Here is a 20,733-nt window from a genome sequence, read left to right on the forward strand (position 1 = left end):
GACCCGCAGGGAACTTCCGAACCATCCGAGCACCTCCCGACGCCCCGGTTTCGGGTGGAGAGTAGTCGGGGGCGTTTCTCCGGAGACGCGCCGACACGTTCCTCGGCGGCGGAACGACTCTCTCGGCCGAAGGACGAGACTAACTGACACCTAAATCGGGATAGTCACCGCGCGCGTGAGTGAGGTCAGCGACGGACGGTCGGATCGACCGGCGGTCTCCTGTCTCGAATCCGCTACCGTCTCCTCGCGTTCCCCCTTCGTTTCCATTCGAACTATCGCGTGTTCTCCCGTACGCGGGCCGCGGGAGACGAAGCAGCGACGAGGACGGACGAATGCGAGAGACAGGGGAGGTACGAAAAACGGACGAGAAGTACGAAAGACGGAGTACGAGAGACGTGAGTGCGGGAAGGAAGCGTTGTGGGTCGAGAACAGAGACGCCGAGGGCGGCGGAGACGCAGAGGACGGAAGGACAGACAGGGTGAGGGTGAGTAAGACGGAGGCAGGACACGAAAGGCGAGACGGGTCGGACCGAGAGACGGGGAACGCGGACGAGGCGGAGGGCGAATTCGGGACGGACGGCGGAACACCCCCACCCCTTCGTTTCGGGTGGAAACCCTCCCGAGGGTGGGGGTGGGTTGCCGAGTCAGCGGCTAGCCTAGTTAATACAACCAACACCCAACTCAATATAATGTCTCTTACTGTTCTACGGATATGGTTGCATCCCCACCGTGATAAAACTACCCGGTTCGAAAGACGGCTTTGCACCCCACCCACCCTTTCGGCGGTTCCACCCGAAACGAAGGGGTGTGGGGGTGCTCCCCTCCGTTTCGTGTCGAACCCGATCCGCACCCTCGACGGAGCGCGCCAATAGAGAACACCCTACACAGTCCGCGACGAAACCGCGAATTCGAGGCCGAAAACGGCCGGTAAGCGCTTTCGGCTTCGAGTCGAACGCCGGCGATTTCCAGTCGAAACGAAGGGGGTTCGGCGTGCGAACGCGCCGTTCGAATCCGTCCGCGTTCCGAACTCGACTGTCGCCGCCACCTCCGCGAGTGGAAACGGAGGTGGGGACGAGACCGACGAGGCGGCGCAGAGTCGAAACGATGCCCTCGGACGAGAAAGAGTCGCGCGGGGAACGACAGACGTGAGGAGGAGACGGCGAGGCACCGCCGGCATCCGCGGCGGTTCGACCGCACTCGAAGCAACGAGCGGACTCAGGGGGTCGATCGGTTTCCGACTCTCTCCGTTCTCACCGGGAGTCGCGGCACTCACCACGATACACCCGAAAATTCCCTTCGGGCGAACAGTCGAACGACGGTACCGGTGCGCGTCTCGTACGGTTCAACGTTGATGCCGATAGACAATTTTTTGTACCACCTGTTCGTCTGGTTCGTCTGCATCATCTGGACGTGCCGTCTTCGGTGCGACGGCGGAGTATCGGTGTCCTACACCGTCTTCCGCCGACTGTGCGCCGTCTGCGGCCCGTTTTCCACTCGAAATCGGGGGGTATGCACCTATGGACGAAGACACTCCGCGCGACGGGGACGCAGACGAGGACGGTACAGAGCGCGGCGGACAGGAACCACCGCATAGTGACGCACGGAACAACGATACACCGGATAGCGACGCATCGGACGACGAACAGCGCAGCGACGCAGCGAACGCCGACGACCGGAACGACGACGACCGGAACGACGACGAGACGGTCGAACGGACCGACGACGCCGACGCGCGCCGCGCGTCGGCCTCCCGGACGCAGTCCGACGCGGCCGAACGGCGGTCCGACGACCGCCGGCCGGAGTCCGGAGACGGCCCCGCCGCGACCGAAGACGACCCGGTCACGGCCGAGGACATCGACATTCGAGAGAGCATCGGCCCCTCCGCGGCGTCCGACGGAACGGACGGGGAGGCGCCGGACGTGAGCCTCGACGAAGTCGTCCTCGACGACGACGACGACGGCGACAGTCGCGGCCTGTTCGACGACTTGCTGTCGGGCGAACCCATCTTCGAGAACAAGGAGGTTCTCCGCCCGTCGTACACGCCGCACGAACTCCCCCACCGGACCGAGCAGATAAACCAGATGGCGACGATTCTCGTCTCCGCCCTCCGGGGCGAGACGCCGTCGAACATCCTCATTTACGGGAAGACGGGGACCGGGAAGACGGCGAGCGCGAAGTTCGTCAGCCAGGAACTGGAGTCGACCTCCCAGAAGTACGACGTCCCCTGCGAGGTGGAGTACATCAACTGCGAGGTGACCGACACGCAGTATCGGGTCCTCGCGCAGCTCGCCAACAAGTTCATCGAGAAGAACGAGGCGTACATCGAACGCGAACTCGACCGCCTGCGCGACTTGCGCGCCCGCGCCGCGGAGTCGGTGAACGAACTGACCGACACCGAGTTCGACTCCGTCGCCGCCGTCGAACAGCGGATTTCGCGGCTCGAAGAGGACTTAGAGGAGATGGAGGCCGTCCCGATGACCGGGTGGCCGACCGACCGCGTGTACACGACGTTCTTCGACGCGGTGGACTACAACGAACGCGTCGTCGTCATCATGCTCGACGAGATAGACAAACTCGTCGAGAAATCGGGCGACGACACCCTCTACAACCTCTCGCGGATGAACTCCGAACTCGACAACTCCCGCATCTCCATCATGGGAATCTCGAACGACCTGAAGTTCACCGACTTCCTCGACCCCCGGGTCAAATCCTCCCTCGGCGAGGAGGAGATCGTGTTCCCGCCGTACGACGCGAACCAACTCCGCGACATCCTCCAACACCGCTCGGACGTAGCGTTCAAAGACGGCGCACTCACCGACGACGTCATCCCCCTCTGTGCCGCCTTCGCCGCGCAGGAACACGGCGACGCGCGACGCGCACTCGACCTCCTGCGGACCGCGGGCGAACTGGCGGAACGCGGGCAGTCCGACACCGTCGAGGAGGCCCACGTCCGGCAGGCCCAAGACAAGATAGAACTCGACCGCGTGGTCGAAGTCGTCCGGACCCTCCCCACCCAGTCGAAGATCGTCCTCTTTGCGACCATCCTCTTGGAGAAGAACGGCGTCCGCAACATCAACACCGGCGAGGTGTTCAACATCTACAAGCGCCTCTGCGAGGAGATAGACGCCGACGTCCTCACCCAACGGCGCGTGACCGACCTCATCTCGGAACTCGACATGCTCGGCATCGTCAACGCCGTCGTCGTCTCGAAGGGGCGCTACGGCCGCACGAAGGAGATTTCGCTGTCGGTTCCCATCGACGAGACCGAGGCGGTCCTCCTCTCGGACTCCCGACTCGGCGACATCGAGAACGCGCAACCGTTCGTCCAGGCCCGCTTCGACAACTGACCGTCCGTTTCACTGACCTGCTGTCCGACTGACCGTCGGTTCGACTCGAACCGACGCGCCACCGACTGCGAGTCGAAAACTACGCGCCCGCCGACCACGGGTCGAACGCCGTCGTCGCCGCCGCGTCAGCTCTCTCCGCGAGTATTCTCGGTTCGAGCGCCCCCTTCTCGACCGTTCTCGGTTCGGCTACTCTCTCTCGCGTGGACTCGAAGCGAAGGGGTTCGGAGTCAGCCGCCGCCGAATCTGTCACCGACGCAGAGTCCGCCATCGACGCCGAGGTGTCGACGGGCGTCGAGAGGAACAGTCCCGCGAGCTTCAGTCGAATGTAGCCGAGGTACGGGACGCGGATGTGGGCGACGCCCTCTATCCACCCCTTCTTGACGGGTTCGGCGATACCGCTCGCTTGGTCGTACCGCGAGTTGGCGTCGCCCTTCGTGATGAACCCCGCGTGCGGCGCAGGACAGTTCGACAGTTCCGCGCAGTTGTCGGCGCTCACGTACTGCGGGTTCGCCTCACTGTACCAGTTTTCGCCCTCCTCGACCCAGAAGTGGGCGCGGTGGATTATCGGCGACCCGAACCGAGTGGGCGGGTCGTAGACGACGACGGACCCGTTCCCGCCGAGCGTCCGATACCCTCTCTCCTCGCCGACCTCCACCGGTACGACGCCGGTCTGCTCGAAGGCGTACTCCGGGCTGAACCGGTCGGGGTCGCTGATGAAGACGAGGTCACCGCGTTCCATGTGCGGTTCCATGCTCCCGCTCTCGATGGCGACCATCGGCGGCCAGACGCCGCTGACGAGGTAGAGCAACAGTCCGATCGCGACGACGATGGAGAGGCTGACCGCCGCCTCGCGGGCGAAGGCGAGCGCTCCCGTCTCCGCCGTCCGGACACGAGTGAAGAAGTCGTCTGCGTCCCCCGCCTCCCGTCTCGCCTCGGGTGAGAGGGGCGGGGCGTCGGCGTCGCCGCCCGACTCCTCCTCGTCGTGAGTCATCGCTCACGGCTTCGCCGTCGCCGGGTTTCAACTTTCTGGGTAGGCGTCGGACGCCTCTGCGCATCGCAGACGTTCGGTTCGGCGTTTCAATACGCTTTTCTTGTACCTCCGCATTCGACCGGTGTGCCTCTGGAGACGCCGTCGCGCATCGTTCAGGAACTCGCTCGTCACGGGTACAACGCCGAGAGGGAAGCCGTGACGCTCATCGCCGGTGCCGCCGACCCGGCGACTGCGCTGGCGCGCGCGGTGGAAGAGGCGGGCGACGACGCGTTCCGCGTCACCGCCGCCGACGTTCGGACAGTTCTCGATACGGACAAGAACGCGGCGGACGCGCAGACGACGCCCTCGCCGACGGCGTCTCCGACCGACGATTCAACCCCCACCCCCGACCCCTCTGTTTCGACTGCAGAATCGGGCGGTGTGGCAGCGTCGAGCGCGATAGAGACTCCAGACGAAACGACGGGCGAGCGGCGAGAGCGGGACGCGAACCGGTCGCCGAACCCCGTCGACATCGCGGGCGACATCACCGGACAGAGCACCGGAACCGGCGAGTACGCCGACTTCGTGAAGGTGTTCAAGGACCGCTACGAGCGACTCTCCTCGCACCTCCGCGGGCGGGTGAACCACCGCCCCGCCGAGGCGATTCAGCGGATGTCCGGCGGGAGCGACGCCGCCATGATCGGACTCGTCAACGACATCCGTTCGACCGCCAGCGGACACTGGCTGGTCGAACTGGAGGACACGACGGGGACGTTCCCCTGTCTGGTGATGAAGGACCGCAACTTCGCGTCGCAGGTGGACGAACTCCTCATGGACGAGTGCATCGCCGTCGAGGGGACGCTCGCGGACGACTCCGGCATCATGTTCGTCGATTCGATGTACTTCCCGGACGTGCCGCGGACGCACTCGCCGAACACGGCGGACCGCCACGTGCAGGCGGCGCTCATCTCAGACGTCCACGTCGGCAGTCAGGAGTTCATGGCCGACGCGTGGAACCGCTTCACCGACTGGCTCCACACCGAGGAGGCCGAACGCGTCGAGTACCTCCTCATCGCCGGCGACATGGTGGAGGGCGTCGGCGTCTACCCGAATCAGGACGAGGAACTCGACATCATCGACATCTACGACCAGTACGAACGCTTCTCGGAGTACCTCAAGCAGGTGCCCGGCGACGTCGAGATCGTGATGATTCCGGGGAACCACGACGCCGTCCGCCTCGCGGAACCCCAACCCGGATTCGACGAGACGCTCAGAGATATCATGGACGTCCACGACGCCCGCATCTCGGGTAACCCCTCTCTCGTCACCGTCGAGGGCGTGAAGGTGCTGATGTACCACGGCGTCTCCCTCGACGAGGTGATCGCCGAACTCCCCGAGGAGAAGGCCAGTTACGACGAACCGCACAAGGCGATGTACCAACTGCTGAAGAAGCGCCACGTCGCCCCGCAGTACGGCGGTCACCTCCGACTCGCGCCCGAGGAGAAGGACTACCTCGTCATCGACGACGTGCCGGACGTCTTCCACACCGGCCACGTCCACAAACTCGGCTGGGGGAAGTACCACAACGTCCTCGCGGTCAACTCCGGATGTTGGCAGTCCCAGACCGACTTCCAGAAGTCCGTCAACATCGACCCCGACGCGGGGTACGCGCCCATCGTGGACCTCGATACGCTCGATATGACCGTCAGAAAGTTCGCCTGAACGCCGGCCGAACCCCTTCAGTTCGGGTCGAGACTGTACCGGACCGTCGGCCCGCCGTCGAACTGCGGGCCGGGACCCTCGGCGGTGAAGCCGGCGTTTTCGACCGCCTCCCGCACGTCGTCGTCGCTCTCGGAGACGACGAACTCGACGGTCATCCCCTCGCGGGCGGCGAACCGAACCGGTTCCCCGAGGAGTCGTTCGCACGCCTCCACGGACCCGCCGAGTTGGGTGATGTGGACCGTCCGACCGCTCACGTCGAAGGAGACGAACCCGAGGAGCGACGAGTCGCCGGATTCGGTGTCGGTATCGACGTTCGGGTCGCTACCGCCCTGTTTCTGCTCCGCCACGCGGACCGTCCTGTCGTGGACGACGTTTCGCATCACGTCCACCGGCGAGTCCGCGATGGCGGCGAGTTCCGGAGCGTCAGCCTCGACAGCGTCGCGCACGTCCGCGTCCATGGCGGTCGTACAGTTCGCCCCGGCTTAAATACACGTACGTTTCCGAGAAATCGACACTCGCTCTCGGTGAAACGTTTTCGCTCCCGCGGGGATGACAGCCGCCTCCGGTCGCGTTCTCGCCCGCTGGACACTATCGTATCTGCACCTGTCGGCTTCGGCAACGGTTGAACGTGGAGACACAGTTATACGCTATCCCACGTTAGCCCCCGCCATGTTCGAGCACCAGTCTCTACGCTCCTGTCCGGGAACCGAACCGGGGGTACGTCGATGCGAGTAGTCGCGAAGTTCGGCGGAACCTCGCTCGGAAGCGGCGACCGAATCAACCGCGCGGCCGACTCCATCGCCGCCGCGGTGGGGCAGGGCCACGAAATCGCCGTCGTCGCCTCCGCGATGGGGAACACGACGGACGACCTCTTAGACGAGATCCAGTTCGAAGCGGAGGATCGCGACCGGGCCGAAATCGTCTCGATGGGCGAGCGAACCAGCGTCCGCATGCTGAAGGCCGCCCTCTCCTCTCGCGGCGTCGAGGCCCTGTTCGTCGAACCCGGCAGCGACGAGTGGCCCGTCATCACGAACGACCTCGGCGAGGTGGACGTGGAGGCGACCCGACGACGCGCGGCGGAACTGGCCGCCGAGTTGGACGGCGTCGTCCCGGTCATCACGGGCTTCCTCGCGCAGAACCACGAGGGCGAGATAACGACGCTCGGACGCGGCGGGTCGGACACCACCGCCGTGATGCTCGGCAGGTACATGGACGCCGACGAAGTCGTCATCGTCACCGACGTCGAGGGCGTCATGACCGGCGACCCGCGCGTCGTCGAGGGCGCGCGCAACGTCGGGCGCATCACCGTGGACGAACTCCGAAACCTCTCGTTCCGCGGCGCGGAAGTCGTCGCGCCCTCTGCGCTCTCCTACAAGGACGACGAACTCGCGGTCCGGGTCGTCCACTATCAACACGGCGACCTGCTGACCGGCGGCACCCTCATCGAGGGAGAGTTCGAGAACCTCATCGACATGCAGGACGACTCACTCGCCTGCATCACCGTCGCCGGACGGTCGATTCGGAACCGAAAGGGCATCCTCGCGGACCTCTCGGAGTCGCTTCGGGACGCCAACATCAACATCGACGCCGTCGCCTCGGGGATGGATTCGGTGACGTTCTACGTCACCGAGGACCGCGCCGAGGAGGCCGAGAACCTGCTTCACTCGAAGGTCGTCGCCGAGGACACCCTCTCGTCGGTCACCGTCGACGACGACGTGGCCGTCATCCGCGTCACGGGCGGGGAACTCCCGAACAGTCCGGGCGTCATCCTCGACATCGTCCAACCCATCTCGGAGGCCGGCATCAACATCCACGACGTCATCACCTCCGCCACCTCCGTCGCCATCTTCGTCGCGTGGAAGGACCGCGAGCAGACGCTGAAAATCGTCCAAGAGGAGTTCTGAGCGCCCGGCGGCGCGTCTCTTCTCGTTTCGCAGAAAGTACTTACCGCGCGTAGCGACAGGTCCGCCATGGACGACCGGTATCTCTCCGTCGCATCTGCGCTCTTCGCGGTGGTCGTCGCCGCCTCTCTCGTCGGCGCACCCCTCGCGATGGCCGACTGGGGCGAACAGGCGGAGTTCTCCGTCGAACCCGTCCAGCGGTCGGAGAGAGACGACGAGGTGCCCGTTCTCCGCTACGAGGAACTCCCCTTCGACGCGCGGGACGCCGTCCGCCGCGCCGTCGAGTCGCCCGACGGACACCACGTCGTCTACGGGTGGGAGGACGCCCCGGACCGGTTCTTCTACAGCGACTACGCCGCGCCCGGAAACGGGCGGTACGTCGTCGTCTATGAGGGGCGGTACTACCGACTCGAAACGTACGCGGGCGGCGGGTTCCCGTTCGTCTACTGGCTCTACGAACTCCCGTTCGTCGCCTACGGACTGATTCTGGCGTCGGTCGCCGTCCGGACGTACGACGGCGAGCGTTCCCCCCGAACCGCCGCCGTCCTCGCACTCCTCGGCGTCGCCTTCCACCTCCTCGGCCCGGAGTTCGACTTTCCGCTGATACCGCCGGGGGCGTTCGTCGGATTCGGGACGGCGGTCACCGTCGGCCTCGCGGTGAAGTTACTCTGGGACGCAGCGTACACCAACTACCCCATCCCGTGACTTCCGTCGACCGACCTCCCGTGAGGCAGGGAACGCTTACGGTCTCCCCGTAACGAACTCCTTGAGATGCTGCGGAACGGGGCGACACCTCCCGCGCTTCAGACCGCGACGCGAGTGCGCGCGGCAGTTCGCAACCGGCGGTGTGGGCACTCGCGTCCGTGTTCACCCCCGTCGGCATCCCGTACTACCTCTTTCGACGGTTCCGGCGCGGCGGATTCGGCGACCGAGAGCGTCCCCCGACGGGGCGCGATCGACTCCTCGCGGCGTGGGCCGCCGCGAGTCTCGTCGCGTTCGGCGTCGGAAGCGTCGTCTCGCCGCCGGACCCGTTCTCGCAACTGCTCTGCACGCTCGAACGCTCTGTGCGACGCTCCCGCTTTCGTCCCTCCTCGCCTACCGCGGCGGTTACCGGCGCGGCCGAACGGATCGGCCTCTGACCGCTCCGACTACCGCCCGTCGTACAGTCTGAGGCCGATTCGTTCGGGGAGTCCGGCCTCCTCCACCGCCTCGACGACTTCCTCGATGTCGTAGTCCACGCGATGCTCTTCGACGGTCAGGTCGTCTAAATCGACCACCGCGTAGGCGGCGCGGTGGTCGCCGTCGCGCGGTTGGCCGACGCTGCCGGGGTTCATCACGACGCCCTCGTCGAACGTCTCGTGGCCCTGGACGTGGGTGTGCCCGAGGACCAGTACGTCCTCGTCTCCGAGCATCCGGGCGCTGAACTCGTCGGGGTAGGTGTAGCGGTCCGGGTCCTCGGGGTGGCCGTGGACGAGTTTCACCCGTCCGTCGCAGGCGAGGCGTTCGTCGGGCAGGTTCTCCAACCACGCCAACGCGTCGTCGTCCAACCGTTCGCGAGCGTACTCGACGCCCGCGGCGGCCATGGAGTTGAAGCGGAACGCCGTCCCGGAGGCCACCGCCCGGTCGTGGTTGCCCATCACCGTCGGTACGTCGCGTTCGCGCATCGCCTCGACGCACTCCGCCGGCCACGGGTTGTACCCGACAACGTCGCCGGCGTTGACGAGGGCGTCCACGTCGGGCATCTCCGAGAGGACGGCGTCTAGAGCGACCCTGTTCCCGTGAACGTCGGAGATGACGCCGACTCGCATGGCTCCGAGTAGGGTCGCCAGCGGGAAAAATTCGGGTCCGCTCCGCCGCGCGTCGCGATTACTCCTCGTCGCCGTCTGGGCCGTTCTCGACGGCCACCCGCACCTCTCCGTCTCGGTGGGTGACGCCCGCGGCGCAGACGGCGTGGTCGTACTCCATCTCGTAGACGCCGGACGCCGCCGACTCGGCGTCGGACGCCTCGAACTCGACGGGCGCGGGGGCGTCCTCCTCGTAGGTGGCGACCAGCGTCGGTTCGGAGACGGCTTCCACGAGGAGGGCGTCGCGGCGGACGATGCCGACGTAGGACTCTTCGCCCACCACCCCCGCGATTCGCGGCGTGTCGTAGTCGTCCTTCTCGTAGTCGAGGGCGAGAAGCGCCGACGCGAGGGCGTCCCGGGCGGGGTAACCCAAGTCCAGTTTCTCCGCTATCGGGTCCACGTGCGACCCGTTGCCGACGACGACGGCGTCGCCGCCCTCGCGGACGCAGTTGTAGGAGATGTAGGGGTTGTCGCTCTCGGGGGCGTCCGGCGTCGGCGCGACGGTGAGGGTTCCGTCGCGGTCGACGATGCGGCGGTTCGGGAACGAACGGGACGAGACGCGGTAGGCGCCGAAGTCGGGACCGACGACGATGAAACGTCCGACGTACATACACGAGGGTGTACAGGACTCGGGTAAATAGATGGTGGATTATGCACGTTCGGACGCTGTGAGGCGTGTTCGCACGGCAGTCCGAACGCGCAACGCTTACAAACCCCGACGGGGTACGTAGGGGTGCAACCCTAGTCCCATGGGGTAGTGGCCAATCCTGTTGCCTTCTGGGGGCAACGACCCAGGTTCGAATCCTGGTGGGACTACTCAGAATTCCTACGTAATCCAACTACGTAGCGAAGCGGTTGGAGCGTCTCCCTCTGGAGTCGAAATGAGGGGGTGTCCGGTGTGACGGCCAGTCCCTCGCTGAACTGGGAGAGTCTGCTCTGGGAGACGGGGTTTTCTCTACCTCGCTGACGACGCCCCGTACCACTCAGTCGAATTTCTTTCTTCGGAATCAAACTCCGTTCTAATGTGATCTACTGTCGCACCTTCGTATCAGTCGTACGTTGATATATAAACGCTCGAGAGGATCTTAATTCAGAGAAGCCGTTTTAGGTGGCATGACCGCTTGGATGCTGTCAGTCGGAATAACGCGGTGGTCCTCGGACCTGTATTCGAGAAGGCCCGCCGCGTCCAACTTCGGGAGGTGGTGGTGGTGAAGTCTCGTCTTCACTTGTTTGACATCTCGCTCGTCGCCTTCGAGGACCGTGGCGACCTCCTCCGCGAGGGGTGAGAGGTTAACTGAACGGTCTTTCCCGACGAGAATACTTACCACAGTTTGTTGGTACTTCTCGCTAAGGACGGCGAAGTAGTCATCAGATGAATACCCGGAGGGAGTGCCGTCTTGGTTGATTGCCATTCTATCTCTACGACTGTTCTCTATCCATGAAAAGTAAGTACCTAAAGTAGTTGGTTCCGTAGTGATTGTCTGTCATGAAGACGTTTTCCACATTTTCTGAGCGCGAGCTGGTATTTCCTCCGACGAACGGGGTTGACATTTCGCTCAACGGGCGACTCAACGGCGATATCGTCGGCCCACTCTCTATCGAGATGAGCAAAGAACAGCCGAAGCGTTGCGGTAGTCTCGGACACTACCTTCGGAGAGACCGTGTTCGCTCAGCGAAGAGCCGAAACTTGTGATCGTACCTCTGCCACAGGGTGCTTCGATTACGAAGGTTTGGCTAGCAATTCCGGTGGAGCTACTCCGATTCTACCGAGTCCGACCGCGTAGCGGCGTCTGTACACCGCACGTCGGACGGAAACTCCGTCCGCGGGATCGGTATCGACGCAGATACCGGAAAGTCCGTAGGCAAGCCCGGCCGTTATTCCCCTCCCCCCCGTACCTCGTTTCGTGTCCGAAACCGACTCACAGACCGATACCGCACCGTCCCGCCTCGGTCGTCTCCTCTTCGCCAGCGGACTCGCCTCGCTGGCGCTTCGAAACCTATCGAACCTCGAGGGGCGCATCGCGTACGCCGACGCGAAGGGCGTCCCCGAGGCGGACAAACTCGTCCCCGCCGCGAGCGGCCTCCTCCTCGGCGGGAGCATCGGAATCGGTCTCTGGAAGTATCCGAGACTTGCGTCGGCCAGCGTGGCGGCGTTCCTCGCGGGCGTGACGCCCACGATGCACGACTTCTGGGCGGTCGGCGAGGAGAACCGCGGCGAGGAACTCACCTCGTTCCTGCAGAACATGACGCTTCTCGGCGCCGCAATTGCCTTCTTCAGGCGAGCGAGTCGAGACTGACGGCGTCGAAGCGTCGACTTTTCTCCGAAAAACGAGTTCGCGGCGTCAACCGACTGATGGAGGCGAGAGTCCGGTTCGACGGCCTCACTCGCTCGCTATTCCCGCCGCCGAGAGGGGCCTCCGGTAGAGCGATTCTCCCGGTAGGAGATTACTCGAAGAGTTCGACGGCTTGCTCGTAGCGCGCGGAGGGTTCGTCCCAATCGACGACCTCGAAGAAGTTCGAGACGAAGTCGCCGCGGGCCGGCCCGTAATCGTGGTAGTACGAGTGCTCCCAGACGTCCAGCGCCAGAATCGGGTGCGAACCCCACAGCGCGCCCTGGTCGTGTTTGTCCACGACGATGTTGCGCAGTTGGTTCGAGAACGAGTCGTAGACGAGAAGCGCCCAGCCGCCGGCGTTGCCCGCGGCGGCCTCGAACTCGCCCTTCCACGCGTCGTAAGAGCCGAAGTCCTCCTCGATGCGGTCACGGAGTTCGCCCGAGGGTTCGTCGCCGCCCTCCGGCGACATCGAGTTCCAGAACAGGTCGTGGAGGATGTGCCCCGACCCGTTGTGGGTGACGTTGCGAATCGCACCGGGCGACGAGGAGAAGTCGCCGTCCTCGCGGTTCTGTTCGAGGGTCTCCTCGGCGGAGTTCCAGCCGTTGACGTAGCCCTGATGGTGGGTGTCGTGATGCCACGTCAGCACTTGCTCGGAGATGTGCGGTTCGAGCGCGTCGTAGTCGTACGGGAGAGGATCGAGTTCGTAGCTCATGTGCACTCTCGACTATACCTTGTACGAAACATGAAGATTTCCTGAATCGCATTTTGGTAGCCGTTCTGTCTATTCAATTTCCCACAAGCAACGCACAAAACGGCTGTACAGGATGTGATACGACAATACGTGTCGGAAAACAGACCATTCTCGGGTTCCGCTTACTCGACGCTTATCCGTCGGGGACCGCTTCGAGAACGTATGACCGCAGACGAGACGGCGACGGGACGAACCGACCCGGTTTCGGGCGAGACGGTTCGGCACGGGAGCGGTGTGAACTCGACACGCGCGTTCCCGACGAACGCGTACCCGGCGCACCTCGACCCGTTCGTCCTCTTCGAACGCTTCTCCATCGACCCAGACGCGGGGTTCCCGATGCACCTCCACGAGGGGTTCGAGATAGTCTCCTACATGCTGGAGGGCGGGATGGACCACGAGGACTCCCTCGGCGTCGAACACACCGCGTACGCGGGCGACGCGATGCACATCACGGCCGGGGGCGGCGTCCGACACTCCGAGTTCTCCGCGGACGGCGACGCCTGCAACGGCCTCCAACTGTGGGTGAACCTCCCCCGCGCCGAGAAGGACGCCGACCCGGACTACGCCGACGCGACGGCCGACGAACTCCCGACGGCGGAACTCGACGGCGCGACGGTGACCACCGTCGTCGGCGACGGTTCGCCCCTCGAACTCCGCACTCCGACGGAGTACCTCGACGCCCGCGTCGCCGACTCGTGGACGTGGACGGTGCCCGACGGGTGGTCGGGCTTCCTCTACGGCGTCTCCGGCGACGGAACCGCCGACGGGGACGCCTTCGGCGAGGGCGACGTTCTCCCGGTTTCGGACGCCCGAGACGTCGAACTCCGAACCGAGACGACGCTCCGCGTCGTCGCCGTCTCCGGCCGACCGCACGGGGAGCCGATTCGCCTGCGAGGCCTCGTCGTGCGCTGAGGGAATCGCCTCGAAACCGCGAGGTCGCCGTTAGTTCTCTATGGGTGCCCTGCGAAGGGATTCGACAACCGTGACCGACCACCAGCACCCGTTCTCGTCCGACCGGGTCGCCGACGCGGCGGACGAGTACGACGTGGACGAAGCGGAGGTAGCGGAGACGCTCGAACGCATCCAGGAGGCCATCGAACGCACCGACGACACCTACGAGTTCTCCTCACAGCACAACTACGGGTGGCACGACGACGACGCCTACTACCTCTACGGGGACGGCATCTGGACGACGCTCCAGGAGCAACTCTCGCTCTCGGAGGAGAACCGCGCCGCCGCGCGCGCCGTCCACCGCGGGGCGATGGTCGATTCCGCGGCGGAACGCGACAGGCGGGACTCCCTCGAAGAGATGTTCGAAGAGGGGAGCGAACCGCTTGTCGTGGAGAACGACGGGGAGGGGCCGCCCCGGTTCGGACAGGGGTTCTCCGTGTAGCGGACGCTCCCGACCGTTGTCGCTCGAAGCTGGAACCTGCGTTCGTCCCGCCTCGGGCGCTTCTCACCGGGCAGTCACTTTAACTACTGGTTACGAGTAGGACAACTGCCGGAATGAGCGACTCGGATACGATCTCACGGCCGGCCGATACGATGCGGGAACGCGTCGGCGAGACTCGCGTAAAGATCTGGTTCCTCATAAACGCGAACAGGTGGCTCGTCACCGGACTCATACTTCTGGTCGCGTACGTCGTCTTGGTGGCTCTGCACGTTGTCGGGCCGAGTTCGACGCAAAAGCTCCTGGCGACGAACGGGATAAGTTCGCTGTTCGGCTCGATGGTCATCGCCATCGTGACGAGCGTGACCCTCGTCCTGACGATCTCTCAGTTCGTCCTCGCCGAGGAGATCGGCCCCCTCGGACAACAGCGAGAGCGGATGTCGAACGAGACCGACTTCCGCGAGGAGATAGAGGGGACCGCCGACATCGGCGTCAGTCCGGCCGAACCGTCTCGGTTCCTCCGGATGCTCATCGAAATCGCCGACACCCGCGCGCGGAGACTGGGCGACGTGGTCGCGTCGGGCCCCGCCTCCGAACGACTCGAAGAAATCGTAGAGTTCGTGGACGGACTCGAAGACCACAGCCAGAAGATAAGCGACGAACTCGTGGACGCGGAGTTCGGGTCGTTCGAGACGCTCCACCCCGTACTCGACTACAACTACTCGTGGAAGGTATTCGCCGCGCGAACGCTCCGAGACAAGCACTCCGAGTCGCTCTCCGAGGAGGCGGACGAGGCGTTCGAGGACCTGATCGAAGCGCTCCAGTACTTCGGTCCCGCGCGCGAACACTTCAAGACGCTGTACGTCCAGTGGGAGATAATCAACATCTCGCGTGGCGTCCTCTACGGGGCCATGCCGACGCTCGCACTCGCGGGGTACATGATGCTCGAGTTCGACGCGACGCAGGTGACCGGCAGCGTCTTCGGCGTGAGCAACGCGTTCCTCCTCGTCGGAGCCGTCTTCGTCGTCACGCTCGTTCCGTTCGCCGTGCTGTTGGCCTACCTCCTTCGCGTCCTCACCGTGATGAAGCGGACGCTCGCCATCGGACCGTTCATCCTCCGTAAAACCGAGGAGTTAGAGGGCGTTCGCAACGAGGAGTTGACGGAGATTCGCTCCGAGAAGTGACGACGCGGGGCGCGGAACGACCGAACCGTCGATTGCTCTTTGTGCGTTCGGGCTGTCGCGTCCGTATGGCGAATCCACGGTACGAGTACCACTCGGAGCCGGTGTCCATCACCCCGACGGAACTCCGGAACGACCAGCCGAAGATAGACGAGATTCTGAACGGCCTCGCCGGCGAGGGGTGGGTCCTCGACGAGGCGGTCAGAGTCGACAGTTCGTCGCTACTCTTCGTGTTCCGCCGCCCCGTCGAGTCGTGAACGGTTCAGGGGACGCGAGAGGGGTCAGTCCCACTCGATGTCGCTCGACCGCTCGGAACTCCGGAGGATGAACGGTCCGATGGCCAAGGTTCGTTTCGCTATCGTCGCGAGACGGAGGATGTAGGTAGAGAGGAGCATGAACGGGAACGTGCCGATCGCGGCCCCGGCGCTCACGACCCACACGAGGTTGTCGACGCCGAGCGTCGAGTCGGGAACGGAGTTCGGCGAGAGATACAGCGCGAGCGTCCCGGTCACCGCGAGCGCCGAAATCGATGTGTAGATCATCCCCCGAGAGAGGTCGACCAACTCCCACTGGAAGTACAGCGTCTTGATGTGTTCGCGCGCGGGGCCGTAGAACGCGAGAACGTCGGAGAGGTCCCGGAGCGCCTTCGTCTGGTCGTCGGTGAAGTCGTCGCCGAACTTCACCCTGAGGCGGCGCACTTGGTACACCTTGTACGAGTAGTTGTAGTCGAGGGCCGCCTTGACGACGGCGTAGTCCCCGAAAGACTTCCCCGATAGCTCCTCGGAGACCACCTCGGCGTTGTCGATGATGTCGTCTGTCACCTGCCTCGTCTTCTCCACCACCTCGTCGTTCGAGTGGTCGGAGACGGCCTCTCGAAGCCTCTCGGCGTCTTGACGGGTGTTGTCGATGAGCGCTTTCAGGAACGCCTCCGGTTCCGGCGGACTGACCGACCCGAAGGCGTCTTCGACGTCGCCGCGGAAGCCGACCGACCCGCTCATCCGCTCTCGTTGGCTCCCGAGCGACCCGAGTTCCTGCGAGATGACGAGCTGGTTGATGCTGACGACGAGGGTGACGCCGGTGATGAGTGCGCCGACGAACGCCTGAAACAGGTACCGCGACGGCCCCATATTCTGCATGTACGTCCGAAACGGCGGAAAGCTGAGCGCGCCCGCAACGAAGAAGACGAGGAACATCCCGACTGTCAGCGCGCCGGCTAACTTCAGCCGACCGATGTCGAGCAGTACGTAGAGCCGAAACCGGTCCAGCCGACTCCCGACGCGCTGTCGCATCGTATCTCCGGGCCCCGAGTCGTCGCTCATGTGGCCGTGATTCGGAACCCGAGACGGAAAGCGTGGTGGACGGCGGACCGCCCGCCGGATCGGGGAACCGCCCGTCGCCCTCGCATCCGTACTCGAGCCACAACGATAAACACCCGCCGCAAGGGAGTATCGGTGTGAGCAGACGCCGACTCACCATCGCGCTCTCACCCTCCCATGACACCCGAAAGTGACCCCCGCGACGCGAGGAACTCGGCGGTAGAGAGGCGACTGACTCGCCGCGGTGTCTTAGCGTCCCTCGGGGGCGCGGCGATGGCCTCTCTCGGCGGTTGTGCCGGTTCGGGCGGTTCGTCCTCCACGTACGTCGACGGCGAGATAGACCCCTCCGAGATAGACGCCTCGAACAACAGTTCTCGGTCGCCGGCGGAGGTGTCCGCCGCCGCGGCGGTGGCCGAAGTCGAAGCCACCAACTCCGCCAGTTCGCTCGACTCGCTCCGACTCGACAGCCACGAGTTCGCCGTCGAAGGCGGGTACAAAGGGCCCGTCGTCCGGGGTACCGTCACGAACACGAGCGACCAGAAGATAAAGCTCGCCGAAGTTCGGGTCCGCGTCTTCGACGACAACGGCACCTATCTCGGTCTGTTCGTGGACAGCGTCGGGGAGTTGCCGCCCGAGACGACGTGGCAGTTCGAGGTACTCGTCCTCGCTTCGCTCGACAAACTCGCCACCTACGACATCGGCGTCTTCGGAATCCCCGAGTGAGTCGTCGCGGCGTCCCGGCCCGCCGGCAATCCGAATCCTTTAGTTCTCGTCGTCGTTACTGTGAACTCCCGAATATCGCTCGGCGCGTCCTCGATTTCGACTCGACGCTCGTCCGTACGCGGTGCCTCGGTCTCCAGTCGAAACGATGGGGATAGGCGGCGCGCGAACTGTTCTAGTTCTGGACACGAAACGAAGGGGTTCGAGTCCGTCCCTCACTTCTCGACGACGAGGAGCGCGACCCGTTCGAGGACGAGCGACTCCAAATCGCCGTCGACGGTGGCCAACTCCGCGTCGCCGACGTCGAAGAAGTCGCGGACGAGCGACTCGTCGTAGTCGCCGAGCGTCTCCGCGGGTTCAAAGTTGAGTCGCTCCGCGACGGCGTCCGCGGCGGCGTCCTCGCCCGCTTCGGACCCCTCCACCAGGACGACGATGGGCGTCTCGCCCGGTGAGACGCCTATCGTGAGGGCGTCGTCTATCTGTCTGCGTCCGGCCGCGTACAGCAGTATCTCGACGGCCCTGTCGCGCGCGACGTTCTCGCCCCGTTCGAACGCCCGGTCCGCGAGTTCCGCCGCGCGCCGGAGGTGGGCTTCGCTCACCACGTACCGCGCGTCGAACGCCTGTACGGTCGTCTCCGTCTCCTCGGCGAGTTCGCCCACCGTCGCCACGAACTCGCCCACGTCGGCGACGGACGCGACGCCTTCGACGAGTCTCATCCGAAATCACCCAGGCTCGCCTGCTCTTGGGAGCCGTCCGCGTCTCCGTCGTCACCGCCGTCGCCGTCTCCGCGGCGGTTCTTCGCCGTCTCGAACGTCGCGTCCGGAACGTCCTCGGCGTCGGCCTCCCGAACGTCGTCCATCGAGGGGTCCTTGCGTCCGGCGGCTTCGAGGACGTTCTCGGCCGTTTTCCGGCGTCCCCGGAGGGCCGCGAGGACGACGGACTTGTCGGCTTCCCTGAGGTCCGCGCGCGTCTCGATGCCCGCCTCGAACAGGCGGCGGGCGCGCTTCCGACCGACGCCGCGGATGCCCGCGAGGTCGATGAGTTCGTCGCGGACGCCGTACTGGACGCGCATCTTCGCCTCGCGCACGGCGATAGTGGCCGACGCGTCGATCTCGCTCGTCAACTGTTCGGCCGCGCCGAGCAACCACTCCGCCGTTTCGACTTTCCCGCGGATGTCGCCCGGTCCGACGCCGTACCGCTCGGTGATGCGGTCCTCGTCCACCTCGTTGGCCCAGTCTTCGAGCAGACGCGCCGTCTTCAGCGCGGAGAGCCACTCCTCGAAGCGCACGTCCTCGTACTCCGAGGGGGTGTTCCCGAGCAACTCGGGTTCGCGCTCGTAGCAGCGTTCGGTGTACTCCTCCCTGTCGCCGGACTTCAGGTACAGTTGGTACATGTCCGGCGTGCGGCAGACGAGGTGGAACAGTCCGAGCGCGGTCGGATACGTGCGGTCCGTCTCGAACTCGCCTTCGCTCTCGTCGCCCTCGGCGTCGTCCGCGTCGGGCACCATCTCGCTCGCTCGCCGGAACCCCGCCTCCGCGTTCGCCTCTGCGTCGGCGCGGTTCTCGCGCGTCGAACCGCCCGCTTCGCCTTCGAGTTCGCGCAGTTTCTCCTCCCGGTGGTCGCTGGCCCACCGCAGACCGTCGATAATCTCGGCGGCGCTCATCGGGTCGAGGTAGAGGCGCGAGACGGTGTGGCCGACGCTCGTGGCGGTGATGCCGTCGCCGTCGCGTTCGACGAAGCCGTTCGCTTCGAGGTAGTCGAGGACGTTGTCGGTCACCCGTTCGAGGCGTCCGGGTTCGTCTGTCTGCGTCGCGTACAGGGTCCGGTCGAGGAACTCCAACAGTCCCTCGCGGGTGTGGGCGAACCCGGAGGCCACCGTCGCCAGCAGGTGCGTCCGAAGCGCGGGTTCGGCGGCGAGTTTCGACCGGACGGGTTCGGCGTCCGCCCAGATGTACCGCTCGAACAGTTCGTCGCGCGTGTCCGCGTTCTTCGCCAAGAGGACCGCCTCGCCGTAGGGGTCCAGTCCCGGGCGTCCGGCCCGGCCCATCATCTGGTGGACCTCCAGCACGTCGAGCGGTTTCATGCCGCCGAAGTCGCCGTCGTACCGCTGCCAGTCGCGGACGATGACGCGCCGACTCGGCGTGTTGACGCCCGCCGCGAGCGTCGGCGTCGCGCTGATGACCTTTATCAACCGGTCGCGGAACGCGTCCTCGACGAGGCTGCGGTGTTCGGCGGCGAGGCCGGCGTGGTGGAACGCCGCGCCCTTCGCCACGCAGTTCGCGAGGGTGTCGCTCGTCTCGGTGTCCGACACGTCGCGAATCTCCTGGGCGATTTCCGCGAGCTCGCCGCGCTCGGCGCTCGTGATGCGCTTTCCGGTCACGTCGGCGAGTCGCTTCGCGGACGCCTCGGCGTTGCGGCGGGAGTTGACGAACACGAGGCTCGACCCGCCCCCGTCGTCCTCGTCGCCGCCGCTGTCGTCGTCTAAGATGTCCGCGACGAGTGCGGGCGTCTGCCTGTCGCCCTTGCCGACGCGGACCTCCCGTTGGCTCCCGTCGTCGAAGGTGATGGCGTTGCCGTAGTGGACGCCCATCTTCAGGTCGATGGGTCGCCAGTCGGACTCGACGAGTTCCGCGTCCAACCACTCGGCGATGTCCTCGGGGTTGCCCACCGTCGCCGAGAGGGCGACGACCTGTAGCCCGGGGTTTATCTTCCGCAGTTTGCCGAGGGTGACTTCGAGCGTCGGGCCGCGGTGACTGTCGTCCACGAGGTGCACCTCGTCGGCGACGACGCAGGAGAGATCCTCCACCCACGGCGCGTTGTTGCGGACGAGCGAGTCCACCTTCTCGCTGGTGGCGACGATGATGTCCCGCGAGGCCAACCACTCGCCGCTGGACTCGTAGTTGCCCGTCGAGACGCCCACGTCGATGCCGTACTCCTCCCAGCGTTCGAACTCGGCCTTCTTCTCGGAGGCGAGTGCGCGAAGGGGGACGATGTAGAGCGCCTTCCCGCCGCGTTCGACCGCCGAGAGCATCGCTAACTCGGCGACGAGCGTCTTACCGCTCGCCGTCGGAACGCTCGCGACGAGGCTCTCGCCCGCCGTCACGCCGGCCTCGACGGCCTCGGCCTGCGGCGGGTACAGCTCCTCGATACCCTCGTCGCGGAGATGCTCGGGGACGCCCGGCGGGAGTCCCGCGAGGTCCGCTGTTTTCATCGTGTTTGGTTGGCGCGTCACCCGATTTAAACTGTCGGGTCGCGGCCC

General features: G+C 65.2%; 20 protein-coding genes and 1 tRNA gene. 12 read left to right on the plus strand and 9 right to left on the minus strand.

Annotated features, from left to right (window positions below; translation table 11 throughout):
* Window positions 1-1,516 precede the first annotated feature (1,516 nt).
* Entirely contained in the window at window positions 1,517-3,346 is a 1,830-nt protein-coding gene (locus ACFQEV_RS19210; protein WP_379699539.1) for a Cdc6/Cdc18 family protein, read from the plus strand.
* 79 nt (window positions 3,347-3,425) lie between these two features.
* On the opposite strand, the gene ACFQEV_RS19215 is transcribed toward ACFQEV_RS19210, so the two are convergent.
* Window positions 3,426-4,337 carry a S26 family signal peptidase gene (locus ACFQEV_RS19215; RefSeq protein WP_379699542.1) on the minus strand — a complete coding sequence of 304 codons (912 nt, stop codon included), beginning with the start codon at window positions 4,335-4,337 and terminating at the stop codon, window positions 3,426-3,428.
* Between the two features lie 123 nt (window positions 4,338-4,460).
* Here ACFQEV_RS19215 and ACFQEV_RS19220 point away from each other — a divergent pair, with 123 nt between their 5' ends.
* Window positions 4,461-6,038 carry a DNA-directed DNA polymerase II small subunit gene (locus ACFQEV_RS19220; protein ID WP_379699545.1) on the plus strand — a complete coding sequence of 526 codons (1,578 nt, stop codon included), beginning with the start codon at window positions 4,461-4,463 and terminating at the stop codon, window positions 6,036-6,038.
* 17 nt (window positions 6,039-6,055) lie between these two features.
* Here the strand turns inward: ACFQEV_RS19220 and ACFQEV_RS19225 are convergent, their stop codons facing one another.
* Entirely contained in the window at window positions 6,056-6,496 is a 441-nt protein-coding gene (locus tag ACFQEV_RS19225) for a hypothetical protein (RefSeq protein ID WP_379699548.1), read from the minus strand.
* 267 nt (window positions 6,497-6,763) lie between these two features.
* On the opposite strand from ACFQEV_RS19225, the gene ACFQEV_RS19230 reads away from it, so the two are divergent.
* From ACFQEV_RS19230 to ACFQEV_RS19240, 3 genes are all read left to right on the plus strand, one after another.
* A complete protein-coding gene (locus ACFQEV_RS19230) occupies window positions 6,764-7,942 on the plus strand; it encodes an aspartate kinase (RefSeq protein WP_379699550.1) in 1,179 nt (392 codons plus the stop codon).
* 66 nt (window positions 7,943-8,008) lie between these two features.
* The gene (locus ACFQEV_RS19235) at window positions 8,009-8,644 is read left to right on the plus strand and encodes a DUF7979 domain-containing protein (RefSeq protein ID WP_379699553.1); all 636 of its coding nucleotides are present in this window, start codon (window positions 8,009-8,011) and stop codon (window positions 8,642-8,644) included.
* 158 nt (window positions 8,645-8,802) lie between these two features.
* The gene (locus ACFQEV_RS19240) at window positions 8,803-9,078 is read left to right on the plus strand and encodes a hypothetical protein (RefSeq protein ID WP_379699556.1); all 276 of its coding nucleotides are present in this window, start codon (window positions 8,803-8,805) and stop codon (window positions 9,076-9,078) included.
* 9 nt (window positions 9,079-9,087) lie between these two features.
* On the opposite strand, the gene ACFQEV_RS19245 is transcribed toward ACFQEV_RS19240, so the two are convergent.
* Window positions 9,088-9,747, minus strand: coding sequence for a metallophosphoesterase family protein (locus ACFQEV_RS19245; RefSeq protein WP_379699558.1), 660 nt, complete (start codon window positions 9,745-9,747; stop codon window positions 9,088-9,090).
* 58 nt (window positions 9,748-9,805) lie between these two features.
* Window positions 9,806-10,393 (minus strand): IMP cyclohydrolase, encoded by a 588-nt coding sequence (locus ACFQEV_RS19250; RefSeq protein ID WP_379699560.1) that lies wholly within the window; start codon window positions 10,391-10,393, stop codon window positions 9,806-9,808.
* A 133-nt stretch (window positions 10,394-10,526) separates the two neighbouring features.
* On the opposite strand from ACFQEV_RS19250, the gene ACFQEV_RS19255 reads away from it, so the two are divergent.
* Window positions 10,527-10,599: transfer RNA gene (locus ACFQEV_RS19255), tRNA-Gln, on the plus strand.
* A 269-nt stretch (window positions 10,600-10,868) separates the two neighbouring features.
* On the opposite strand, the gene ACFQEV_RS19260 is transcribed toward ACFQEV_RS19255, so the two are convergent.
* Window positions 10,869-11,195: a DUF7344 domain-containing protein gene (locus ACFQEV_RS19260; protein ID WP_379699561.1), complete on the minus strand. Its 327-nt coding sequence runs from the start codon at window positions 11,193-11,195 to the stop codon at window positions 10,869-10,871.
* A 492-nt stretch (window positions 11,196-11,687) separates the two neighbouring features.
* On the opposite strand from ACFQEV_RS19260, the gene ACFQEV_RS19265 reads away from it, so the two are divergent.
* Window positions 11,688-12,080, plus strand: a complete 393-nt coding sequence (locus tag ACFQEV_RS19265; protein ID WP_379699564.1) for a DoxX family protein — start codon at window positions 11,688-11,690, stop codon at window positions 12,078-12,080.
* A gap of 148 nt (window positions 12,081-12,228) precedes the next feature.
* Here ACFQEV_RS19265 and sod read toward each other — a convergent pair whose 3' ends face one another.
* Entirely contained in the window at window positions 12,229-12,828 is a 600-nt protein-coding gene (sod, locus tag ACFQEV_RS19270; RefSeq protein ID WP_379699567.1) for a superoxide dismutase, read from the minus strand.
* A gap of 201 nt (window positions 12,829-13,029) precedes the next feature.
* Between sod and ACFQEV_RS19275 the strand changes: the two genes are divergently transcribed.
* The 4 genes from ACFQEV_RS19275 to ACFQEV_RS19290 all read left to right on the plus strand — a co-directional run bounded on the left by ACFQEV_RS19275 (window position 13,030) and on the right by ACFQEV_RS19290 (window position 15,695).
* The gene (locus ACFQEV_RS19275; RefSeq protein WP_379699569.1) at window positions 13,030-13,779 is read left to right on the plus strand and encodes a pirin family protein; all 750 of its coding nucleotides are present in this window, start codon (window positions 13,030-13,032) and stop codon (window positions 13,777-13,779) included.
* Between the two features lie 40 nt (window positions 13,780-13,819).
* On the plus strand, window positions 13,820-14,260 hold the full coding sequence (locus ACFQEV_RS19280; RefSeq protein ID WP_379699572.1) for a DUF8048 family protein: 441 nt from the start codon (window positions 13,820-13,822) through the stop codon (window positions 14,258-14,260).
* A 113-nt stretch (window positions 14,261-14,373) separates the two neighbouring features.
* Complete coding sequence (locus ACFQEV_RS19285) at window positions 14,374-15,441, plus strand: DUF7972 family membrane protein (protein ID WP_464391811.1); 1,068 nt, start codon at window positions 14,374-14,376, stop codon at window positions 15,439-15,441.
* Between the two features lie 65 nt (window positions 15,442-15,506).
* The gene (locus ACFQEV_RS19290; RefSeq protein ID WP_379699576.1) at window positions 15,507-15,695 is read left to right on the plus strand and encodes a hypothetical protein; all 189 of its coding nucleotides are present in this window, start codon (window positions 15,507-15,509) and stop codon (window positions 15,693-15,695) included.
* 24 nt (window positions 15,696-15,719) lie between these two features.
* Here ACFQEV_RS19290 and ACFQEV_RS19295 read toward each other — a convergent pair whose 3' ends face one another.
* A complete protein-coding gene (locus tag ACFQEV_RS19295; RefSeq protein WP_379699579.1) occupies window positions 15,720-16,757 on the minus strand; it encodes a DUF7972 family membrane protein in 1,038 nt (345 codons plus the stop codon).
* Window positions 16,758-17,027: 270 nt separating this feature from the next.
* Between ACFQEV_RS19295 and ACFQEV_RS19300 the strand changes: the two genes are divergently transcribed.
* The gene (locus tag ACFQEV_RS19300) at window positions 17,028-17,477 is read left to right on the plus strand and encodes an FxLYD domain-containing protein (RefSeq protein ID WP_379699581.1); all 450 of its coding nucleotides are present in this window, start codon (window positions 17,028-17,030) and stop codon (window positions 17,475-17,477) included.
* Window positions 17,478-17,689: 212 nt separating this feature from the next.
* Here the strand turns inward: ACFQEV_RS19300 and cgi121 are convergent, their stop codons facing one another.
* On the minus strand, window positions 17,690-18,190 hold the full coding sequence (gene cgi121, locus ACFQEV_RS19305) for a KEOPS complex subunit Cgi121 (protein ID WP_379699583.1): 501 nt from the start codon (window positions 18,188-18,190) through the stop codon (window positions 17,690-17,692).
* Window positions 18,187-20,685 (minus strand): ATP-dependent DNA helicase, encoded by a 2,499-nt coding sequence (locus ACFQEV_RS19310; RefSeq protein ID WP_379699585.1) that lies wholly within the window; start codon window positions 20,683-20,685, stop codon window positions 18,187-18,189. Before ACFQEV_RS19310 ends, cgi121 begins: the two co-directional genes overlap by 4 nt.
* Window positions 20,686-20,733: the final 48 nt, after the last annotated feature.

This window comes from Halopelagius fulvigenes, assembly GCF_042662625.1.
GTDB classification, from domain to species: Archaea; Halobacteriota; Halobacteria; order Halobacteriales; family Haloferacaceae; genus Halopelagius; species Halopelagius fulvigenes.